This window comes from Streptococcus gingivalis (genome assembly GCF_035544715.1).
Classification (GTDB): domain Bacteria; phylum Bacillota; class Bacilli; order Lactobacillales; family Streptococcaceae; genus Streptococcus; species Streptococcus gingivalis.
The window spans coordinates 1,098,136-1,116,242 of record NZ_JAYKTO010000001.1 but is presented as its reverse complement, the minus strand read 5'-3'; the positions used below and the strand labels follow the sequence as shown (position 1 = coordinate 1,116,242).

Sequence of the window (18,107 nt, the reverse complement as noted above, 5' to 3'; positions counted from 1 at the left end):
AGAGAAGATAAATATGAAAAGAATCCTCACAACCTACCCTATTATCAGCACTTTAGCTCTAATCTGTTTGTTGCTCGGTCTATTGACTTCCTTTTATGGGGATGCTATGTATGACTTATTAGCTTTTCATTCGAAGCCGGTGTATGGTTGGCAGTATGTCAGTGGGACCTTGATGCATGGTAGTAAAGGAGCCCCTGCCTGGTTTTTATGGGTCCATTTGATTTTAAACGGACTCATGATCCTTCCCTTCGGTGGACTGCTAGAAAGAAAAAGAGGCTCCATACAAGTCTTAATCGTTTTTGTGACGGCGACAGTCCTCTCTTCCATCGTTTTTCACTTCTTAACACACGGGCAGGACATTCAGGCAACAGGGATCTCTGCCGTCGGCTATGCCTTTGTGACCGGAGGGGTTATGCTCCTGCCAAACGTGTGGAAAGAATTTTCGCGCACCGTAAAATGGCTTTATCTATTCTTAATTTTCCTATCTGGCCTCATGCTCTTACCAGCAATCACCGGATGGATCTCAACACTATTGCATCTTTCAGGGATTGTGAGTTATCTGTTGGTCTTTATCGGAAGTAAAGGCTTGAAGGGAAAGAGCTAACTATTAAGACGGCTCCTCAGTATGGTTTTCATCGTACTTCCTTGACTCTTCCTCTACCGCGCCGTATAATATTCTATATCAATGAAGAAATCACCTTTTGTCATTGTGCAAAGGGTGATTTTATAACGGTAAAAAGGAGACACAATGGGGTATATCTCTACTATTAAAGCGGCTGTTCAGCTCTTTCCTTTTCTGGCATTTTTGTTGACCTTGCCCTACATGATTTTGAATTATCGAAAATATGGTTCGGTCAATAAATTGCGGGTGCTGATTTTCTATTCTTTTATACTTTACTTGATGACGGTCTATCTGCTGGTGATCTTGCCTCTGCCGGATCCAAGTAAGATTCATACTAGCTACTCGGAAATGGTCAATCTCCATCCCTTTGCTTTTGTAGTGGATTTTTTCCAGGAGAGCCCCTTTGATTTAGCGCAGACTGGTACATGGATTCAAGCCCTTAAGCATCCAACTTTTTATGTGCCTGCCTTTAATGTTCTGATGTTGATTCCTTTTGGGATGTATCTACGCTATTATTTCAAGTGTGGTTTTAAGAAAACGATTCTCCTGACAGCCCTCTTTAGTCTCTTTTTGGAGCTGACCCAGTTATCAGGTCTCTACTTTCTATATCCGGGTCCTTACCGCCTAGCAGATGTCGATGACATTATTCAAAATACCACTGGTGGTGGAGTGGGTTATCTGCTTGGTTGGTTCCTGGTTTGGTTATTGCCGACACGAGATGAAATTGACGAACATTCTTTCCGAGTAGGAACGAGAGTATCTGGTTTCCGGACGGGTCTTGCCTTCTTGATCGACTTTGTGATGCTATCCTTGCTTTACGCGGTAATCGAGCGTTTAGAGACGATTCCTTATGTAGCGGTTTTGGCTGTTTATTTTGGTTTGATTCCCTTGTGGCGGGGCAAAACCTTGGGAATGGCTTTATTGAAATTCCGCCTGCATTTTGACAAGCAAAAATGGCTTCGCACCATCTGGTGGGGAATCCTGGTAGTAGGTTATTTCTATCTGATTCCTCAAGGGTTGTTCTATTTGATTTCGCTCTTGAATAGCGATTTGACGGACAATTCTCTCTTAACCCTGTCCATGATTTTATTGCTCTTCTTTGTGGTTTTATTGTACCTGATTCTCACTCTTGCCATTATCTTGCTTAATCGTCGCTTTCTGTTTGACCGTCTAGCTGGGGCTGAGTATGAGAGTACGGTGCGCGTGAAGAAAGAGCTCTTAAAAGATGAAACTGAATCGTCAAAATAGAGAGAGTGGGACAGAAATCAGTAATTCGTTAGAATTCGATTTCGTCGTCTCACCTCCGCACAGTTGAGTAGGGCTGTAAAAGCTGATGAAATCAGCGTAGTAGAGCCCACTCAACCACTGCGTCTTGTTCGACAATCCAAAAACAATTAAGAGGCTAGGACTTTTGTCCCAGCCTCTTTATTTTTTATGCACGCGGAAAATATACGAACGTTCCCGGTTGAGAAGGGCGATTTTAAGGGGATTGTGCTACAATGGAAGCAAATAGATAGAATGGAGCAGTGAAATGAAAGCAATTATTACAGTCGTTGGTAAAGACCAAAAAGGAATCGTAGCGGGTGTTGCAACGAAAGTGGCAGAATTAGGACTCAATATCGATGATATCTCTCAAACCGTATTGGATGAATACTTTACCATGATGGCGGTTGTATCGTCAGATGAGAAAAAAGATTTCACACAGCTTCGTTCAGAGTTGGAAGAATTCGGTCAGTCTCTGCATGTGAAAATCAATATCCAAAGCGCAGCGATTTTTGATGCTATGCACAATTTGTAAGATAGGGGTTGAGAATTTATGGACATTAAACAGGTAACAGAAACCATTGCCATGATTGAGGAGCAGAACTTCGATGTTCGGACTATCACCATGGGGATTTCGCTTCTAGATTGTATTGATCCAGATATCGATAAGGCAGCAGAAAAAGTCTACAATAAGATTGTGAAAAAGGCTAAAGACTTAGTGGCTGTGGGGGATGAGATTGCAGCAGAACTTGGTATTCCTATTGTCAACAAGCGGGTTTCAGTCACTCCAATTTCTATTATCGGTGCAGCAACGGATGCGACAGATTATGTACCCTTTGCCAAGGCACTAGATCGTGCGGCCAAAGAAGTTGGGGTCAACTTTATCGGTGGCTTCTCAGCTCTGGTTCAAAAAGGCTACCAAAAAGGGGATGAAATCCTCATTAATTCCATTCCTCGCGCCCTTGCAGAGACGGATTTTGTCTGCTCTTCAGTCAATATCGGATCGACCAAGACGGGGATCAATATGACAGCTGTCCGAGATATGGGCCGTATCATTAAAGAAGCATCCCAAGCAGATCCAATGGGGCCTGGTAAGCTCGTAGTTTTTGCCAATGCAGTAGAAGATAATCCCTTTATGGCGGGTGCCTTCCATGGTGTCGGTGAAGCGGATGTTGTCATTAACGTTGGGGTTTCAGGACCAGGTGTCGTCCAACGGGCCATCGAAAAAGTTCCAGGCGCTAGCTTTGATGTATTGGCTGAAACAGTCAAGAAGACAGCTTTCAAGATTACCCGTGTTGGGCAATTAGTGGGTCAAATGGCTAGTGAACGTCTCGGTGTTGAGTTTGGGATTGTAGACTTGTCTCTCGCGCCAACACCAGCTGTTGGAGATTCGGTTGCCCGTGTCCTTGAAGCCATGGGGCTTGAAGTAGTAGGAACCCACGGGACAACCGCAGCCCTTGCCCTGCTCAATGACCAAGTGAAAAAAGGTGGCATCATGGCTTGTAACCAAGTCGGTGGTTTGTCAGGTGCCTTCATTCCTGTCTCAGAAGATGAAGGGATGATTGCGGCGGTCCAATCAGGCCATATCAACCTGGAAAAATTGGAAGCTATGACAGCTATCTGTTCAGTCGGTCTAGATATGATTGCCATCCCGGCTGATACTCCAGATACAACCATTGCGGCCATGATCGCCGATGAAGCAGCTATCGGCGTTATCAACCAAAAGACAACAGCGGTTCGGATCATTCCTTATGGAAAAGAAGGCGATATGTTAGAGCTTGGTGGACTTCTTGGATCTGCTCCAGTGATGAAGGTCAACAAAGCTTCGTCAGCTGATTTCATTGCCCGTGGTGGTCAAATTCCAGCTCCGGTTCATAGCTTTAAAAACTAAGAGAAATCTAGTATAATAGTAGAAAATAGAAAAGTCTGTGATGATGAAACTCCAGACTTTTTTCTTGCAAAAGGAGACAAGATGGCTAAAACAAGATTATTTGTGATTCGTCATGGGAGAACCATGTTTAATACCATTGGCCGTGCTCAAGGCTGGTCAGATACACCCTTGACAGCAAAAGGAGAACGAGGGATTCAAGCTCTAGGAATCGGCTTGCGTGAGTCCGGTTTGGAGTTTACTCGAGCTTATTCCAGCGATTCAGGCCGTGCCATTCAGACCATGGGGATCATTCTTGATGAATTGGGCTTGAAAGACCAGATCCCTTATCGCTTTGACAAACGGATCCGCGAGTGGTGTTTTGGTAGCTTTGATGGGGCCTACGGTGGGGAGCTCTTTCATGGTGTCGTGCCGCGCGTGCTAGATGTAGAAGACTATAAGACTTTGACCTTGGAAGACTTGGCCGATGGAATTTGCCAAGTGGACACAGCAAATTGGGCTGAACCTTGGGAAGTTTTGAAAAGCCGAATCCTAGAAGGTTTTGAAGCCATAGCCAAAGAAGTAGAAGAAAATGGTGGAGGCAATGCCTTGGTGGTCAGCCATAGTTGGACCATTCAGACCTTGGTCTGCTTGATCGAAGGAAAACCAAATCTCAATCTGCCTCTTTCAAACGGTAGTGTTACCCTTGTAGAATACGAAGATGGAGTATTGACGGTTAAGGGGATTGGAGATAGCAGTTACCGTGAGGTCGGTGAAAGCTTGCAAGAATCCTAGTCCATAATGAAAGGCTGACCCCTTGGTCATGGCCTTTTCTTTTTCTCAAAACTTGTAAGAGCTTTCCTACTTTCTTTTTGCAAAAAATGATATAATGAAAGAGATACATACGGAGGTAATAGAATGACAAAAACCAGATTATATATTGCTCGTCATGGAAAAACCATGTTTAATACCATTGGGCGAGCACAGGGCTGGTCAGACACTCCGCTGACAGAAGCAGGAGAGCGTGGGATTAGAGAATTAGGGCTTGGCCTTAAGGAAGCAGGTCTTTCTTTTAAAGAGGCTGTTTCGAGTGATTCTGGTCGAACTATTCAAACCATGGGAATTGTTCTTCAAGAGCTTGGTTTGACAGGGAAAACCCCTTATCATTATGACAAACGGATCCGCGAGTGGTGTTTTGGTAGCTTCGACGGTGCCTATGATGGCGAGCTCTTTATGGGGGTTTTACCCCGTGTCTTTAAGGTCGATGATTTCCATCGGTTGAGTTTAATGGAGTTGGCAGAAGGGATCGTTGAAGTGGATACCACGGGTTGGGCTGAATCCTGGAGCGCCTTGAGTGGCCGAATCTTAGAAGGATTTGAAGCTATTGCAAAAGAGGTAGAAGCAGCTGGTGGTGGGAATGCGATTGTTGTCAGCCACGGCATGACCATTACGACTTTGATTTATCTCATCGATCCGAAAGCAGTCGAAGAATTGGTCTTGGACAACGGAAGTGTAACGGTTTTGGCCTATGAGGATGGCGCCTTTCATATTGAAAAGATTGGAGATCTGTCCTATCGTAAGGTTGGAGCAAAACTCTTAGAGGATGGCCATGACAAATAAGTATAGACGCGCAAGAAAAAAACGTAAGAAATGGTGGCCCTACCTATTGAGTTTCTTTCTTCTTGTGGTCCTTGGATCAGGAATTGGTGCTTACTTGGCTAAACCAAGCTTGTTTTCAGGGCTTCAGTTTTGGAAGGCAAAAAAAACAGCTGTAACGACTCCCTCTTCTTCTAAGAAAAAGAAAGAAAAATCAGATTTACCAGCTGTTTCGACAAAAGACTGGCAGTTGATCTTGGTCAATCGTGACAATGTGAAGCCAGAGTTGAACCCGCAATTGACAGATGTGGATGCTATCAAAGTGGATAGTCGGATTGTAGAACCAACTCGTCAATTTTTAGAAGCGGCTCGAAAAATTGCCCCAGAAGAAACCTTGATATCAGGCTATCGAAGTGTGGCCGAGCAAACAGAGCTCTATAATGAACGTGTTTCGCAACTAGAGGCTAGCGGCCTTTCGCACGAAGAAGCTGAAAAGCAGGTACAGACCCAGGTACAGGTTCCTGGTGCTAGTGAACACCAGACGGGGCTTGCGATCGATATGAGTGTCGAAGCTGGCCAAAGTGATGAGTTGGGCTTGCAGCTGGCTGCCATCGCACCACAATATGGCTTTGTGCTTCGCTACCCAGATGGGAAGAGCAACATCACGGGTGTGAATTTTGAGAATTGGCATTTCCGTTATGTTGGCGTAGAAAATGCTCAGTATATGGCCAAGCATCAGCTAGTATTGGAAGAATATATTCAGCTCTTGAAAAAAGCTGGCAAATAAGAGGAGATTTACTTCTCTAGGTCTTAAGAATGATTTTTAGCACTCTTGAAAAAAGAGTGCTAATTTTTTGGTTTTTTCTCTTGACTTTCTTTTGGATGGGTGTATAATAGAATCATGGTTTAGCACTTGAGTGTTTAGAGTGCTAAATACGAAAGAGAGGTGAGGTCATGGTTACAGAACGTCAAAATGAGATTCTAAATCTTGTCGTCGATATCTTTACCAAGATCCGCGAACCAGTCGGTTCAAAAGCACTGCAAGATGTCATTCAATCTAGTAGTGCGACGATCCGAAATGATATGGCTGCCCTCGAAAAGCAAGGTTTACTAGAAAAAGCCCACACTTCGAGTGGTCGAATGCCCAGCCGAGCTGGTTTTCAATATTTTGTTCAGAACTCGCTGGATCTAGAGTTGATTGATGAGCAAGATGTCTACCAGGTGGTAAAAGCCTTCGATTTCGAAGCCTTTAAGTTAGACGATATCTTGGATGCTACGGCTAAGTTATTGGCCCAGATGACGGGCTACACCGCAGTCATTCAGGATGTTGAGCCGACGCGGCAGCGCTTGACTGGTTTTGAGATTGTTCCATTATCCAACCACGATGCTTTAGCGGTTCTGACCTTGGATGAATCAAAGCCTGTCACCGTCCAGTTTGCCATTCCAAAGAATTTCTTAACCAGTGATTTGGAAATTTTCCATCAGCTGGTTCAAGAACGTTTCATTGGAAATACAGTCTTGGATATCCACTACCGCTTGCGGACAGAGATTCCACAGATAGTACAGCGCTATTTTAAGACGACAGACAATGTCTTGGATCTGTTTGATTATGTCTTCTCGCAACTGTTTCAAGAACTGGTCTTTGTAGAAGGAAAGGTTTCATCCTTAACCTACGCCGATCTTCAGACCTATCAGTTCTTAGATAACCCCCAACACGTAGCTCTGGAGTTGCGAGGGGGAATGCCAGAGGACCAAATGACCCAGATTCTGGTTGCTGAATCCCAAGAGAAGGCTTTGAAAAATGTGACCGTGATTAGTCATAAATTCCTGGTTCCTTATCGTGGGATGGCCCTCATGCATGTGATTGGTCCCGTAGAGATGGATTACAGGCGTGTGATTAGCCTGGTCAATGTTATCGGACGGGTACTGGTCATGAAGTTGACGGATTACTACCGTTACCTCAACAGCAACCATTATGAAGTAAATTAAGATCAAATGAAAGGGGTGTATGCCTTGACAGAAGATATCAAAAAAGAAGACGTGAAAGAAGAGGAAGTTGCCCAAACAACTGAAGAAGTTGTAGAGGAGTCCAACCAACCTTCTGAGTTAGAAGAAGCACATGCGCGTGCCGAAGAATTTGAAAATAAATACCTTCGTGCTCATGCAGAAATGCAAAACATTCAGCGCCGTGCCAATGAAGAACGTCAACAATTACAAAAATACCGTAGCCAAGATTTGGCAAAAGCGATCTTACCATCACTGGACAACCTCGAACGTGCCCTTGCCGTAGAAGGATTGACAGATGATGTGAAGAAGGGCTTGGAAATGGTCCAAGAAAGTTTGGTACATGCTCTGAAAGAAGAAGGAATTGAAGAAATTCCAGCGGACGGAGCCTTTGACCATAACTACCACATGGCCATCCAAACCTTACCTGCAGATGATGAACATCCAGCAGATACCATCGCACAAGTCTTCCAAAAAGGCTACAAACTCCATGACCGCATCCTACGCCCAGCCATGGTAGTAGTATATAACTAGGCTACCTTGTCCGAAACGACACTAAACTATGAAAGAAAGATTAACATTGGTTTGGCTTTGCCAATAGTGAGCGAAGCGAACCAAAGGCGATACTCTTCGCCGTGGCGGTATCTTCGCAAACTTTGAGACCTTAGGCTCAAAGTTTAGTCAAAGAGATTGACGAAGTCAAGCTCTGACGGCGTCGCCACTTAAGAAGAGTATCAAAAAGAAAAAAAGAGAAAAAATAACGAGGAGAAAAACATATGTCTAAAATTATCGGTATTGACTTAGGTACAACAAACTCAGCAGTAGCAGTTCTTGAAGGAACTGAATCAAAAATCATCGCAAACCCAGAAGGTAACCGCACAACTCCATCTGTAGTTTCATTCAAAAACGGTGAAATCATCGTTGGTGATGCCGCAAAACGTCAAGCAGTAACAAACCCAGATACCATCATCTCTATCAAATCTAAGATGGGTACTTCTGAAAAAGTTTCTGCTAACGGTAAAGAATACACACCACAAGAAATCTCAGCTATGATTCTTCAATACTTGAAAGGTTATGCTGAAGATTACCTTGGTGAAAAAGTAACCAAAGCTGTTATCACAGTTCCTGCTTACTTCAACGATGCGCAACGTCAAGCAACTAAAGACGCTGGTAAAATTGCTGGTCTTGAAGTAGAACGTATCGTCAACGAACCAACAGCAGCAGCCCTTGCTTATGGTTTGGATAAGACTGATAAAGAAGAAAAAATCTTGGTATTCGACCTTGGTGGTGGTACATTTGACGTATCTATCCTTGAATTGGGTGATGGTGTCTTTGATGTATTGGCAACTGCAGGGGATAACAAACTCGGTGGTGACGACTTTGACCAAAAAATCATCGACTACATGGTTGAAGAATTCAAGAAAGAAAATGGTATTGACTTGTCAACAGACAAGATGGCGCTTCAACGTTTGAAAGACGCAGCTGAAAAAGCCAAGAAAGACCTTTCTGGTGTGACTTCAACACAAATCAGCTTGCCGTTCATCACTGCAGGCGCTGCTGGTCCTCTTCACTTGGAAATGACCTTGACTCGTGCGAAATTCGATGATTTGACTCGTGACCTTGTAGAACGTACGAAAACTCCAGTTCGCCAAGCCCTTTCTGATGCAGGTTTGAGCTTGTCAGATATCGACGAAGTCATCCTTGTCGGTGGTTCAACTCGTATCCCTGCCGTTGTAGAAGCTGTTAAAGCTGAAACTGGTAAAGAACCAAATAAATCAGTGAACCCTGACGAAGTAGTGGCTATGGGTGCTGCGATCCAAGGTGGTGTGATCACTGGTGACGTCAAAGACGTTGTCCTTCTTGACGTAACTCCATTGTCACTTGGTATCGAAACAATGGGTGGAGTCTTCACAAAATTGATCGACCGCAACACTACAATTCCAACTTCTAAATCACAAGTCTTCTCAACTGCAGCAGATAACCAACCAGCCGTTGATATCCACGTTCTTCAAGGGGAACGCCCAATGGCAGCAGATAACAAGACTCTTGGACGCTTCCAATTGACTGATATCCCAGCTGCACCTCGTGGTATCCCACAAATCGAAGTTACTTTTGATATTGATAAGAACGGTATCGTATCTGTTAAAGCGAAAGACCTTGGAACTCAAAAAGAACAAACAATTGTTATCCAATCAAACTCAGGTTTGACAGACGAAGAAATCGACCGCATGATGAAAGATGCAGAAGCAAACGCTGAAGCAGATAAGAAACGTAAAGAAGAAGTGGATCTTCGTAACGAAGTAGACCAAGCAATTTTTGCGACTGAAAAGACAATCAAAGAAACTGAAGGTAAAGGCTTCGATGCAGAACGTGATGCTGCCCAAGCTGCCCTTGATGAGCTTAAGAAAGCCCAAGAAGACAACAACTTGGATGAAATGAAAGCAAAACTTGAAGCCTTGAACGAAAAAGCACAAGGACTTGCCGTTAAACTCTACGAACAAGCTGCGGCAGCCCAACAAGCTCAAGCAGGAGCAGAAGGCGCAGAAGCAGCAGGAAACGCAGGCGATGATGTCGTAGACGGAGAGTTTACGGAAAAGTAAAACAATCCAGTGGATTGTTTTAGCGGAACCTCCTGAAATAAAGAAAGGTTCCGAGATTTGAGGATTCCTTTAAGCCGAAACTCAATTCAGCCTAACTAGTAAATGATAAAAAGAAATCCAGAGGTTGCAACCCAGCCTCTGTTTTTCGGTAAAATAGAGGATGCTGCCTATGAAAAAAGTACTTTGTATCATTTATCCTAATTTTTCTCTTTATGAGATTACTGCTTTAACGAGTACTTTAGCTCTGTCTTTTGATAGTACGATTGATTATGCCGCTTCAGATCATTCGATGGTGGTCTCTGAGGATGGCTTGCCCTGTCAACCAACGAAAACACTAGATCAAATCTGTATAGAAGAGTATTCTTGTGTGATTTTGCCAGGAATGATCAATATAGGGCATGCTCTACAGGATGAGAAATTGATTTCGTTTTTGAGGGACCTTGGTGAGCAAGATATCTTAATTGCAGCCATTTCTTCAGCGCCTCTTTTATTAGCGAAAGCAGGTCTGTTGAAGGACACGAAATTTACAGGTGGAATTTGGCAAAACTTCTTTGGTTATTTTGAATTTCTTCCACGTGAAAATTTCCAACCCAAACTGGTTGTGCAAGATAAACAGATCATTACGGCTATAGGATTCGCACATCAAGAGTTTGCAAGAAAAGTGATTCTAAGTTTAGGGCTGGCAGAGAATACGGACAACTATTTTAAAGAACAAAACGAGTACTCTGAAGAGGATTTGATATTTACTCTATCAGACCAAGAGTTTGATCAAGTGAAGCGAAGTATAGAAAACAGCCTCTAAAGATTTACATGAAAATTATAGAAAGGAACAAAGAGTGTTCGTAACTGAACACGGGTTCCAAAGTTTCTAACTCAATATAAAAGAAAGGAACTGAACCCGATCTAAATCGTGGTTTGATTCACAACATCAATAGAAAGGAACAAAGAGCGTTCGGGGAATTGAACTCGAGCGGAAAGCTTGGAAATTAGATAAACCGCCTAAGAAATCAGGATTTCTTGTCGGTTTCCTAAATTTCAGTCGCTTTCTGTTCGCTCTTAGTATCTTGTATGAACAATACTGAATTTTATGACCGTTTGGGCGTTTCAAAGAATGCATCTCAAGATGAGATCAAGAAAGCCTATCGGAAATTATCTAAAAAATATCACCCAGATATCAACAAGGAGCCTGGTGCTGAGGAAAAGTACAAGGAAGTTCAAGAAGCTTATGAGACTTTGAGTGACGAGCAAAAACGGGCTGCTTATGACCAATATGGTGCTGCAGGTGCCAATGGTGGCTTCGGTGGCGGAGCAGGTGGTTTTGGTGGCTTTGATGGTGCTGGTTTTGGTGGCTTTGAAGATATCTTCTCTAGCTTCTTTGGTGGTGGTGCAAGTCGTAATCCAAATGCACCTCGTCAAGGGGATGACCTCCAATACCGCGTCAATCTCAAGTTTGAAGAAGCGATTTTTGGTGCGGAAAAAGAAGTCAAGTACCATCGGGAAGCTAGCTGCCATACCTGTCATGGTTCTGGAGCTAAGCCAGGGACTAGTCCGGTGACCTGTGGACGCTGTCATGGTTCTGGAGTCATCAATGTGGATACGCAAACCCCTCTTGGGATGATGCGCCGTCAAGTGACCTGTGATGTCTGTCATGGTCGTGGCCAAGAAATCAAAGATCCATGTACGACTTGTCGTGGAACAGGTCATGAAAAACAAGCTCATAGCGTGAACGTTAAGATTCCTGCCGGAGTTGAAACAGGTCAACAAATCCGCTTAGCTGGTCAAGGAGAAGCTGGCTTTAACGGTGGAACTTATGGTGACTTGTATGTTGTTGTCAATGTTGAGCCGAGCGATCGCTTTGAACGAGATGGCTCAACCATCTACTACAAGTTAGACTTGAACTTTGTTCAAGCAGCTCTTGGAGATACGGTCCATGTGCCAACTGTTCACGGAGATGTCGATTTGGTCATTCCTGAAGGGACCCAAACCGGTAAGAAATTCCGCCTCCGTGGAAAAGGGGCTCCAAGCTTACGTGGTGGTGCTATGGGGGATCAATATGTATCTGTCAATGTCGTCACCCCAACTGGTTTAAATGACAAGCAAAAAGAAGCCCTTCAAGCCTTTGCGGAAGCAAGTGATTTGAAGGTCAACCCAAAGAAAAAAGGGTTCTTTGACAAGGTCAAAGATGCTTTAGATGATTTATAAGAATGAACGAGTTTCCTTTTGAGTAAGGAGCTCGTTTTATTTTGGATCGAATCCAAGAACTTCCTCTCCTAATTAAAGAATAATGAAGACCGTCATTGAATTTATTAAGATATCGTGGTAAATTTAAGAAAGCGATTACAAAGACAATTTAGGAGGTCCTGATGAAATCACATCAACCACGTTATGCGATTCGCAAGTATGCAGTAGGAGCTGCTTCGGTGCTAATAGGATTTTTTGCTGGTGCTCATGTTGTAGCTGCAGATACGTCGAGCGTTACAGACAGTCCTTCAACGACAGTTCCAACTCAGCCAAGCGAGGGTGAGTCAACGATTCCTCTTAATGAGGAAGCTTCTCAGCCAGCAGTAGAAAAACCATCGGCTCCCGCTCCAATCGTTGATCAAAGTCAACCGACACTGCCTGATCGTGAACTGCGGGTATCAGATCTTGACCGTTTGATTCGCGAAGAAGCGAGCTCGGTCGCAGAGTCGGATGTGGCAGCTCAACCAACGACAGCAGCGACGGAAACACCTGCTAAAGATCCTGAGCAAGAAGAAAAATTAGCCAAGAAAAAGATTGTTTCGATCGATGCTGGTCGCAAGTACTTCTCACCAGACCAGATCAAGGAAATCATTGATGAAGCTAGTAAGACTGGCTATACAGACTTGCATCTCCTAGTCGGAAATGACGGCTTACGCTTTGTTTTGGATGACATGTCCTTGAAAGTGGGAGATGCTTCTTATTCTAGCCAAGCCGTGACGGATGCGGTTGAAAAAGGGACGAAGGCTTATTACGATGATCCGAACGGAACAGCCTTGACCCAGGCTCAAATGGATGATATTTTGGCCTACGCCAAATCGAAGAAAGTAGGCGTCATCCCAACCATAAATAGTCCAGGTCACATGGATGCGATTCTGACAGCCATGGAACAATTGGGGATCGAAAACCCTCACTTTAATTATTTTGGTACAAAGAAATCAGCTCGGACCGTTGATTTGGACAACCAAAAAGCCTTAGACTTTACCAAGGCTTTGGTAGACAAGTATGCGGCTTATTTCAGCGGCAAGACCGACATCTTTAACATCGGTTTGGATGAGTATGCCAATGATGCCACAGATGCCCATGGTTGGCAGGTTCTCCAAGCCAGCAAGCATTGGCCGGGTGAAGGGTACCCGGAAAAAGGCTATGAAAAATTCATCCAATACGCCAATGATCTAGCGGCTATTGTGAAAAAACATAAGATGAAACCAATGGCCTTTAATGACGGAATCTACTACAATGGTGATACTTCCTATGGCACTTTTGACAAGGATATCATTGTATCCTACTGGACAGGTGGTTGGAACGGCTATGATGTCGCTTCTTCAAAACTTTTGTCTGAACTAGGCCATCAAATTCTTAACACCAATGATGCTTGGTACTATGTCCTTGGTCGTGACAAGGCTGGATCTGGTTGGTACAATCTTGATCAAGGTCTCGAAGGAATTTCCAAGTCAGCAATTGATGTCGTTCAAAAGAATGATGAGGCTAAGGTGCCCTTCATCGGTGGGATGGTAGCTGCCTGGGCAGATACACCATCCGCAACCTACAAAAAAGACCTTCTCTTTAAGCTGATGCATGCCTTCGCGGACAAGAATGCGGACTACTTTGTAGCAGATCCTGAAGTGGTCGAAAAGGCTCTTACGGAAGCCCCAACTGATTTGGACCACTATACACCAGAATCGCTAGTAGCCTTTACGGCAGCTAAAAAAGCTTTAGAAGGGGTAGGGGCAGACACGACTCGAGCAGAGGCCAAAACCTTGATCGATCATCTCAAAGCAGCTCAAGATGCTTTGGTATACACAGAAAGCTATGCGAAAGAAGTTGCTGCAAAAGAAGCAGCAGAAAAACTTGCCATGAAGAAGGTCATCTCGATTGATGCAGGTCGCAAATACTTCTCGCTGGATCAGTTGAAACGGATCGTCGATAAGGCCAGTGAGCTGGGGTATTCTGACTTGCACCTCCTGGTCGGAAATGATGGTATGCGCTTCGTACTCGATGATATGACGGTGGAATCCAATGGTAAAACCTATGCTAGTGACGATGTGAAAAAGGCCATTTTAGAAGGTACCAAGGCTTATTATGATGATCCAAATGGGCAAGCCTTGACCCAAGCGGAAATGGATGAGCTCCATGCTTATGCTACTGCTAAAGGAATCGGCTTAATTGCAGCAGTCAATAGTCCTGGACACATGGATGCCTTGTTGGTGGCCATGGAAAAATTGGGCATTGAAAATCCACAAGCCAGCTTTGATACGGTTTCAAAAACAACCATGGATTTGACCAATGAAGCAGCAGTCAACTTTACCAAAGCCTTGATTGGCAAGTACATGGACTACTTCAAAGACAAGTCTAAGATCTTTAACTATGGAACAGATGAATATGCCAATGACGCTACCAGTGCGCAAGGTTGGTACTACCTCAAGTGGTATGACCTCTATGGTAAATTTGCGGAGTATTCCAATAGTCTTGCAGCCATGGCGCGTGAAAAAGGCTTGCAGCCAATGGCCTTTAACGATGGCTTCTATTATGGAGATGAAGATGATGTCGCCTTTGACAAGGACGTCTTGATTTCATACTGGTCTAAAGGATGGTGGGGATATAACCTCGCATCTCCACAGTATTTGGCAGATAAGGGGTATAAATTCCTTAATACCAACGGAGACTGGTACTATGTTTTGGGAAGAACACCTGAAACGGGTGGTGGTTATATTGAAAAAGCGATTGCCAATGCAGCTGCTACTCCATTTAGACAACTCCCAAGTACAACATATCCTGAAACATCTTTGCCGATGGTCGGTAGCATGGTAGCTGTTTGGTGTGATACCCCAAGTGAAGAATACATCGAAAAAAATGTCTTTGATCTCATGGAAGCTTTTGCCAACCACAACAAGGACTATTTCAAGGCGGACTTCACTACTCTTAGAAAAGCAGTTGCTACGGTGCCAACAGATCTAGCCATTTACACACCAGAATCGCGCGCAGCACTTGCGAAAGTCTTAGATAGCTTGAATTGGAATGTGAGCGGTGCTCATCAAGATCAGGTGGATCAAGAAGTGGCTGCTCTGACTAAAGCCCTTGCGGGGCTCAAGCCAATCACGCAAGTAGGTAGCTTGGCTGAAAATGACGTCAAAGCCCTAGTGGAAGACAAACCAAGTCTTGAAATCGTAGAAAAAGAACTTGATTTTGACCTTGTGGAAAGGACCAATCCAGATCTCGCTAAAGGAGAACGCAGAGTGATCCAGGCTGGGGTTAAAGGGCAAGGTCTTGAGTATGTAGAGGTTTCGGCGCTTGATCAAAGTCGAAAAGTAATCGCTACAGAAGTTGCTACAGAGCCGGTTGCAGAAATTGTTGAAGTCGGTACCAAAGAAGTCGTGACCCCAACAAGCCCTTCCGTAGAAGCACCAGTGAAATCAGACGTGCTTGTGAACAAAGTGCTTCCAGATCATTCAACACCTCAAGTGATCTCGAAAGATCAACCAGTAGTACCAGGAAATACCCCAACGCCAGTTCCAGCAGCTGTGGAAAAAGAGGTTCGTTCAGAAGCAGTATCTTCTAACAAGCAACTCCCAGAAACAGGAGTGGAATCTGCTCTGGGACTCGCTTTACTAGGAGCGATCTTAGGAGCAGCAGGAATGGACTTGAAAAATAAAAAAAGAGACTAAGACCTAGTTGACTTGTAACAGGTCGAAGTTAGGAGAGTGGGACAGAAATCGGTAATTCGTTAGAATTCGATTTCGTCGTCCCACCTCCGCACAGTTGAGTAGGGCTGTAAAAGCTGATGAAATCAGCGTAGTAGAGCCCACTCAACCACTGCGTCTTGTTCGACAATCCAAAAATAATTGAGAGGCCAGGACTTTTGTCCCAGCCTTTTTTTGTGCTTGTAAAACTGTACCCGGACAGTTTGGATTTTTCACTCTTGTAACCCCTTCTATATCCTGCTAAAATAAAACCATGACACGATACAAAGCAACCATTTCATATGACGGGACCTTGTTTGCAGGGTTTCAACGCCAACCGCATGCCCGTAGTGTGCAAGAGGAAATCGAGAAGACCTTGACGCGCCTCAATCAAGGAACCCCTGTTACCGTTCATGGAGGGGGGCGAACGGATTCAGGTGTCCATGCTCTTGGCCAGGTGATTCATTTTGATCTCCCCCAAGCGCGGGACGAGGAGAAGCTTCGCTTTGCCCTCGATACCCAAACCCCAGAGGATATTGATTTCATCCGAGTAGAGCAAGTAGCAGATGACTTTCACTCACGCTACAAGAAGCACAGCAAAACCTATGAATTTATCGTGGATTATGGTCGTCCCAAGAACCCCATGATGCGCCACTATGCCACCCACTATCCTTATCCTTTGGATGTGGAAAAGATGCAAGCAGCCATCCAAAAGTTGGAGGGAACCCATGATTTCAGCGGTTTTACAGCTTCAGGAACCAGTGTGGAAGATAAGGTTCGTACGATTACAGAGGCTCGCTTGGTTGAGGATGCAGAACATCATCGCCTTGTCTTTACCTTTTCGGGCAATGGTTTTCTCTACAAGCAAATCCGCAATATGGTGGGAACTTTGTTGAAGATTGGAAATGATCGGATGCCGATCGAGCAGATCGATCTGATTTTAGAAAAAAAGGACCGCAATCTAGCAGGTCCTACAGCAGCACCAAATGGCTTATATTTAAAGGAGATCCGTTATGAGTAATGAATTGATTCTAGCTATTTCAGGAAATGATATTTTTAGTGGGGGAGGTCTTCACGCAGACCTTGCAACTTATACGACTAACAAACAGCATGGCTTTGTGGCGGTGACTTGTTTGACCGCTATGACGGAGCACGGTTTTGAAGTGATTCCGGTGGATCCGACGACCTTTGCTCAACAGCTCAACTCCCTAAAGGATGTTCCATTTTCTGCTATTAAACTCGGTCTTTTGCCAAATGTCCAAGTGGCAGACTTAGCCTTGGACTATGTCAAAGCCCATGCGGAGATCCCTGTGGTACTAGATCCTGTCTTGGTCTGCAAGGAAAGCCATGATGTAGAAGTTTCAGCTCTTCGAGATGAATTGATTAAGTTCTTCCCTTATGTGACGATCATCACGCCGAACTTGCCAGAAGCTGAGATCTTGACCCAAAGCAAGATTGAATCGCTCGATGATATGAAAGAGGCTGCTCGTAAGCTCCATGAATTAGGAGCAGCGACTGTCGTGGTCAAAGGGGGCAATCGTCTTAACAAGGAAAAAGCCATCGATGTCTTTTATGATGGGACAGACTTCACTGTTATTGAAGAGCCAGTCTTAGAAAAGAACAATACAGGAGCTGGTTGTACCTTTGCGTCTAGCATTTCCAGCCAGTTGGTAAAAGGGAAATCACCGCTTGAAGCTGTTAAAGTCTCTAAAGACTTTGTCTTCCAAGCGATTCAACATTCAGACCAGTATGGAGTAGTACAATATGACATCTAATCGAACTCAACTCATTGCCCGCCTTTCCATTTTGACAGCCTTGACAGTTGTACTCGGCTACTATACAAAACTTCCAACTCCTACAGGGATCGTCACCCTGCTAGATCTTGGAGTTTATTTCACAGCCTTCTATTTTGGACGCAAGGAAGGTGCTATTGTAGGTGGTGTCGGAGCCTTCTTATTGGATTTGATTTCAGGCTATCCTCAGTGGATGTTCTTTAGCCTCCTCTTTCACGGGGGACAAGGCTATTTCGCTGGCTTCAAGGGCAAAGCTCGTTACCTAGGCTTGCTCCTTGCGACAGTCGTGATGGTAGGCGGTTACGCACTAGCTTCTGCCCTCTTTTTAGGCAATGGTTGGGGTGCTGCTATCTCGGACATTCCGAATAACCTCGCCCAGAATTTTGTTGGAATGGCTTTAGGCTATGTGGTCTATTATGCATTTCAAAAGAAAGGAAGCTAATT

16 protein-coding genes are annotated in these 18,107 nt (G+C 44.3%); all 16 read left to right on the top strand.

The genetic code is table 11. The features are described 5' to 3' along the window. Window positions 1-13 precede the first annotated feature (13 nt). The 16 genes from SM122_RS05515 (at window position 14) to SM122_RS05440 (ending at window position 18,105) form a co-directional block, all read left to right on the top strand. Complete coding sequence (locus tag SM122_RS05515; RefSeq protein ID WP_272108625.1) at window positions 14-604, top strand: rhomboid family intramembrane serine protease; 591 nt, start codon at window positions 14-16, stop codon at window positions 602-604. Window positions 605-748: 144 nt separating this feature from the next. Beyond that, on the top strand, window positions 749-1,870 hold the full coding sequence (locus tag SM122_RS05510) for a VanZ family protein (protein WP_324737863.1): 1,122 nt from the start codon (window positions 749-751) through the stop codon (window positions 1,868-1,870). Window positions 1,871-2,153: 283 nt separating this feature from the next. Beyond that, window positions 2,154-2,420, top strand: coding sequence for an ACT domain-containing protein (locus SM122_RS05505; RefSeq protein WP_003004214.1), 267 nt, complete (start codon window positions 2,154-2,156; stop codon window positions 2,418-2,420). A gap of 18 nt (window positions 2,421-2,438) precedes the next feature. Next, window positions 2,439-3,776: a PFL family protein gene (locus tag SM122_RS05500; protein ID WP_324737862.1), complete on the top strand. Its 1,338-nt coding sequence runs from the start codon at window positions 2,439-2,441 to the stop codon at window positions 3,774-3,776. A gap of 81 nt (window positions 3,777-3,857) precedes the next feature. Next, window positions 3,858-4,547 carry a histidine phosphatase family protein gene (locus tag SM122_RS05495; protein WP_195327347.1) on the top strand — a complete coding sequence of 230 codons (690 nt, stop codon included), beginning with the start codon at window positions 3,858-3,860 and terminating at the stop codon, window positions 4,545-4,547. Between the two features lie 123 nt (window positions 4,548-4,670). Next, on the top strand, window positions 4,671-5,372 hold the full coding sequence (locus SM122_RS05490; protein WP_195327345.1) for a histidine phosphatase family protein: 702 nt from the start codon (window positions 4,671-4,673) through the stop codon (window positions 5,370-5,372). Continuing rightward, window positions 5,356-6,135, top strand: coding sequence for a M15 family metallopeptidase (locus SM122_RS05485; RefSeq protein WP_003010150.1), 780 nt, complete (start codon window positions 5,356-5,358; stop codon window positions 6,133-6,135). Before SM122_RS05490 ends, SM122_RS05485 begins: the two co-directional genes overlap by 17 nt. 167 nt (window positions 6,136-6,302) lie before the next feature. Next, window positions 6,303-7,337 (top strand): heat-inducible transcriptional repressor HrcA, encoded by a 1,035-nt coding sequence (gene hrcA / locus SM122_RS05480; RefSeq protein WP_003010153.1) that lies wholly within the window; start codon window positions 6,303-6,305, stop codon window positions 7,335-7,337. A gap of 24 nt (window positions 7,338-7,361) precedes the next feature. Continuing rightward, a complete protein-coding gene (gene grpE, locus SM122_RS05475; protein WP_301362588.1) occupies window positions 7,362-7,886 on the top strand; it encodes a nucleotide exchange factor GrpE in 525 nt (174 codons plus the stop codon). A gap of 242 nt (window positions 7,887-8,128) precedes the next feature. Further along, on the top strand, window positions 8,129-9,952 hold the full coding sequence (gene dnaK, locus SM122_RS05470; RefSeq protein WP_195327343.1) for a molecular chaperone DnaK: 1,824 nt from the start codon (window positions 8,129-8,131) through the stop codon (window positions 9,950-9,952). Window positions 9,953-10,121: 169 nt separating this feature from the next. After that, window positions 10,122-10,754 (top strand): DJ-1/PfpI family protein, encoded by a 633-nt coding sequence (locus SM122_RS05465; RefSeq protein ID WP_195327341.1) that lies wholly within the window; start codon window positions 10,122-10,124, stop codon window positions 10,752-10,754. A gap of 266 nt (window positions 10,755-11,020) precedes the next feature. Continuing rightward, window positions 11,021-12,154 carry a molecular chaperone DnaJ gene (gene dnaJ / locus SM122_RS05460; RefSeq protein WP_195327339.1) on the top strand — a complete coding sequence of 378 codons (1,134 nt, stop codon included), beginning with the start codon at window positions 11,021-11,023 and terminating at the stop codon, window positions 12,152-12,154. A 161-nt stretch (window positions 12,155-12,315) separates the two neighbouring features. Next, the gene (locus SM122_RS05455) at window positions 12,316-15,855 is read left to right on the top strand and encodes a family 20 glycosylhydrolase (protein ID WP_155169302.1); all 3,540 of its coding nucleotides are present in this window, start codon (window positions 12,316-12,318) and stop codon (window positions 15,853-15,855) included. Window positions 15,856-16,144: 289 nt separating this feature from the next. Next, a complete protein-coding gene (gene truA, locus SM122_RS05450) occupies window positions 16,145-16,891 on the top strand; it encodes a tRNA pseudouridine(38-40) synthase TruA (protein ID WP_155169300.1) in 747 nt (248 codons plus the stop codon). Further along, window positions 16,884-17,645 (top strand): bifunctional hydroxymethylpyrimidine kinase/phosphomethylpyrimidine kinase, encoded by a 762-nt coding sequence (locus tag SM122_RS05445; protein ID WP_155169298.1) that lies wholly within the window; start codon window positions 16,884-16,886, stop codon window positions 17,643-17,645. The genes truA and SM122_RS05445 overlap by 8 nt, the downstream gene beginning before the upstream one ends. Further along, the gene (locus SM122_RS05440; protein WP_003010175.1) at window positions 17,635-18,105 is read left to right on the top strand and encodes an ECF transporter S component; all 471 of its coding nucleotides are present in this window, start codon (window positions 17,635-17,637) and stop codon (window positions 18,103-18,105) included. The genes SM122_RS05445 and SM122_RS05440 overlap by 11 nt, the downstream gene beginning before the upstream one ends. Window positions 18,106-18,107 lie beyond the last annotated feature (2 nt).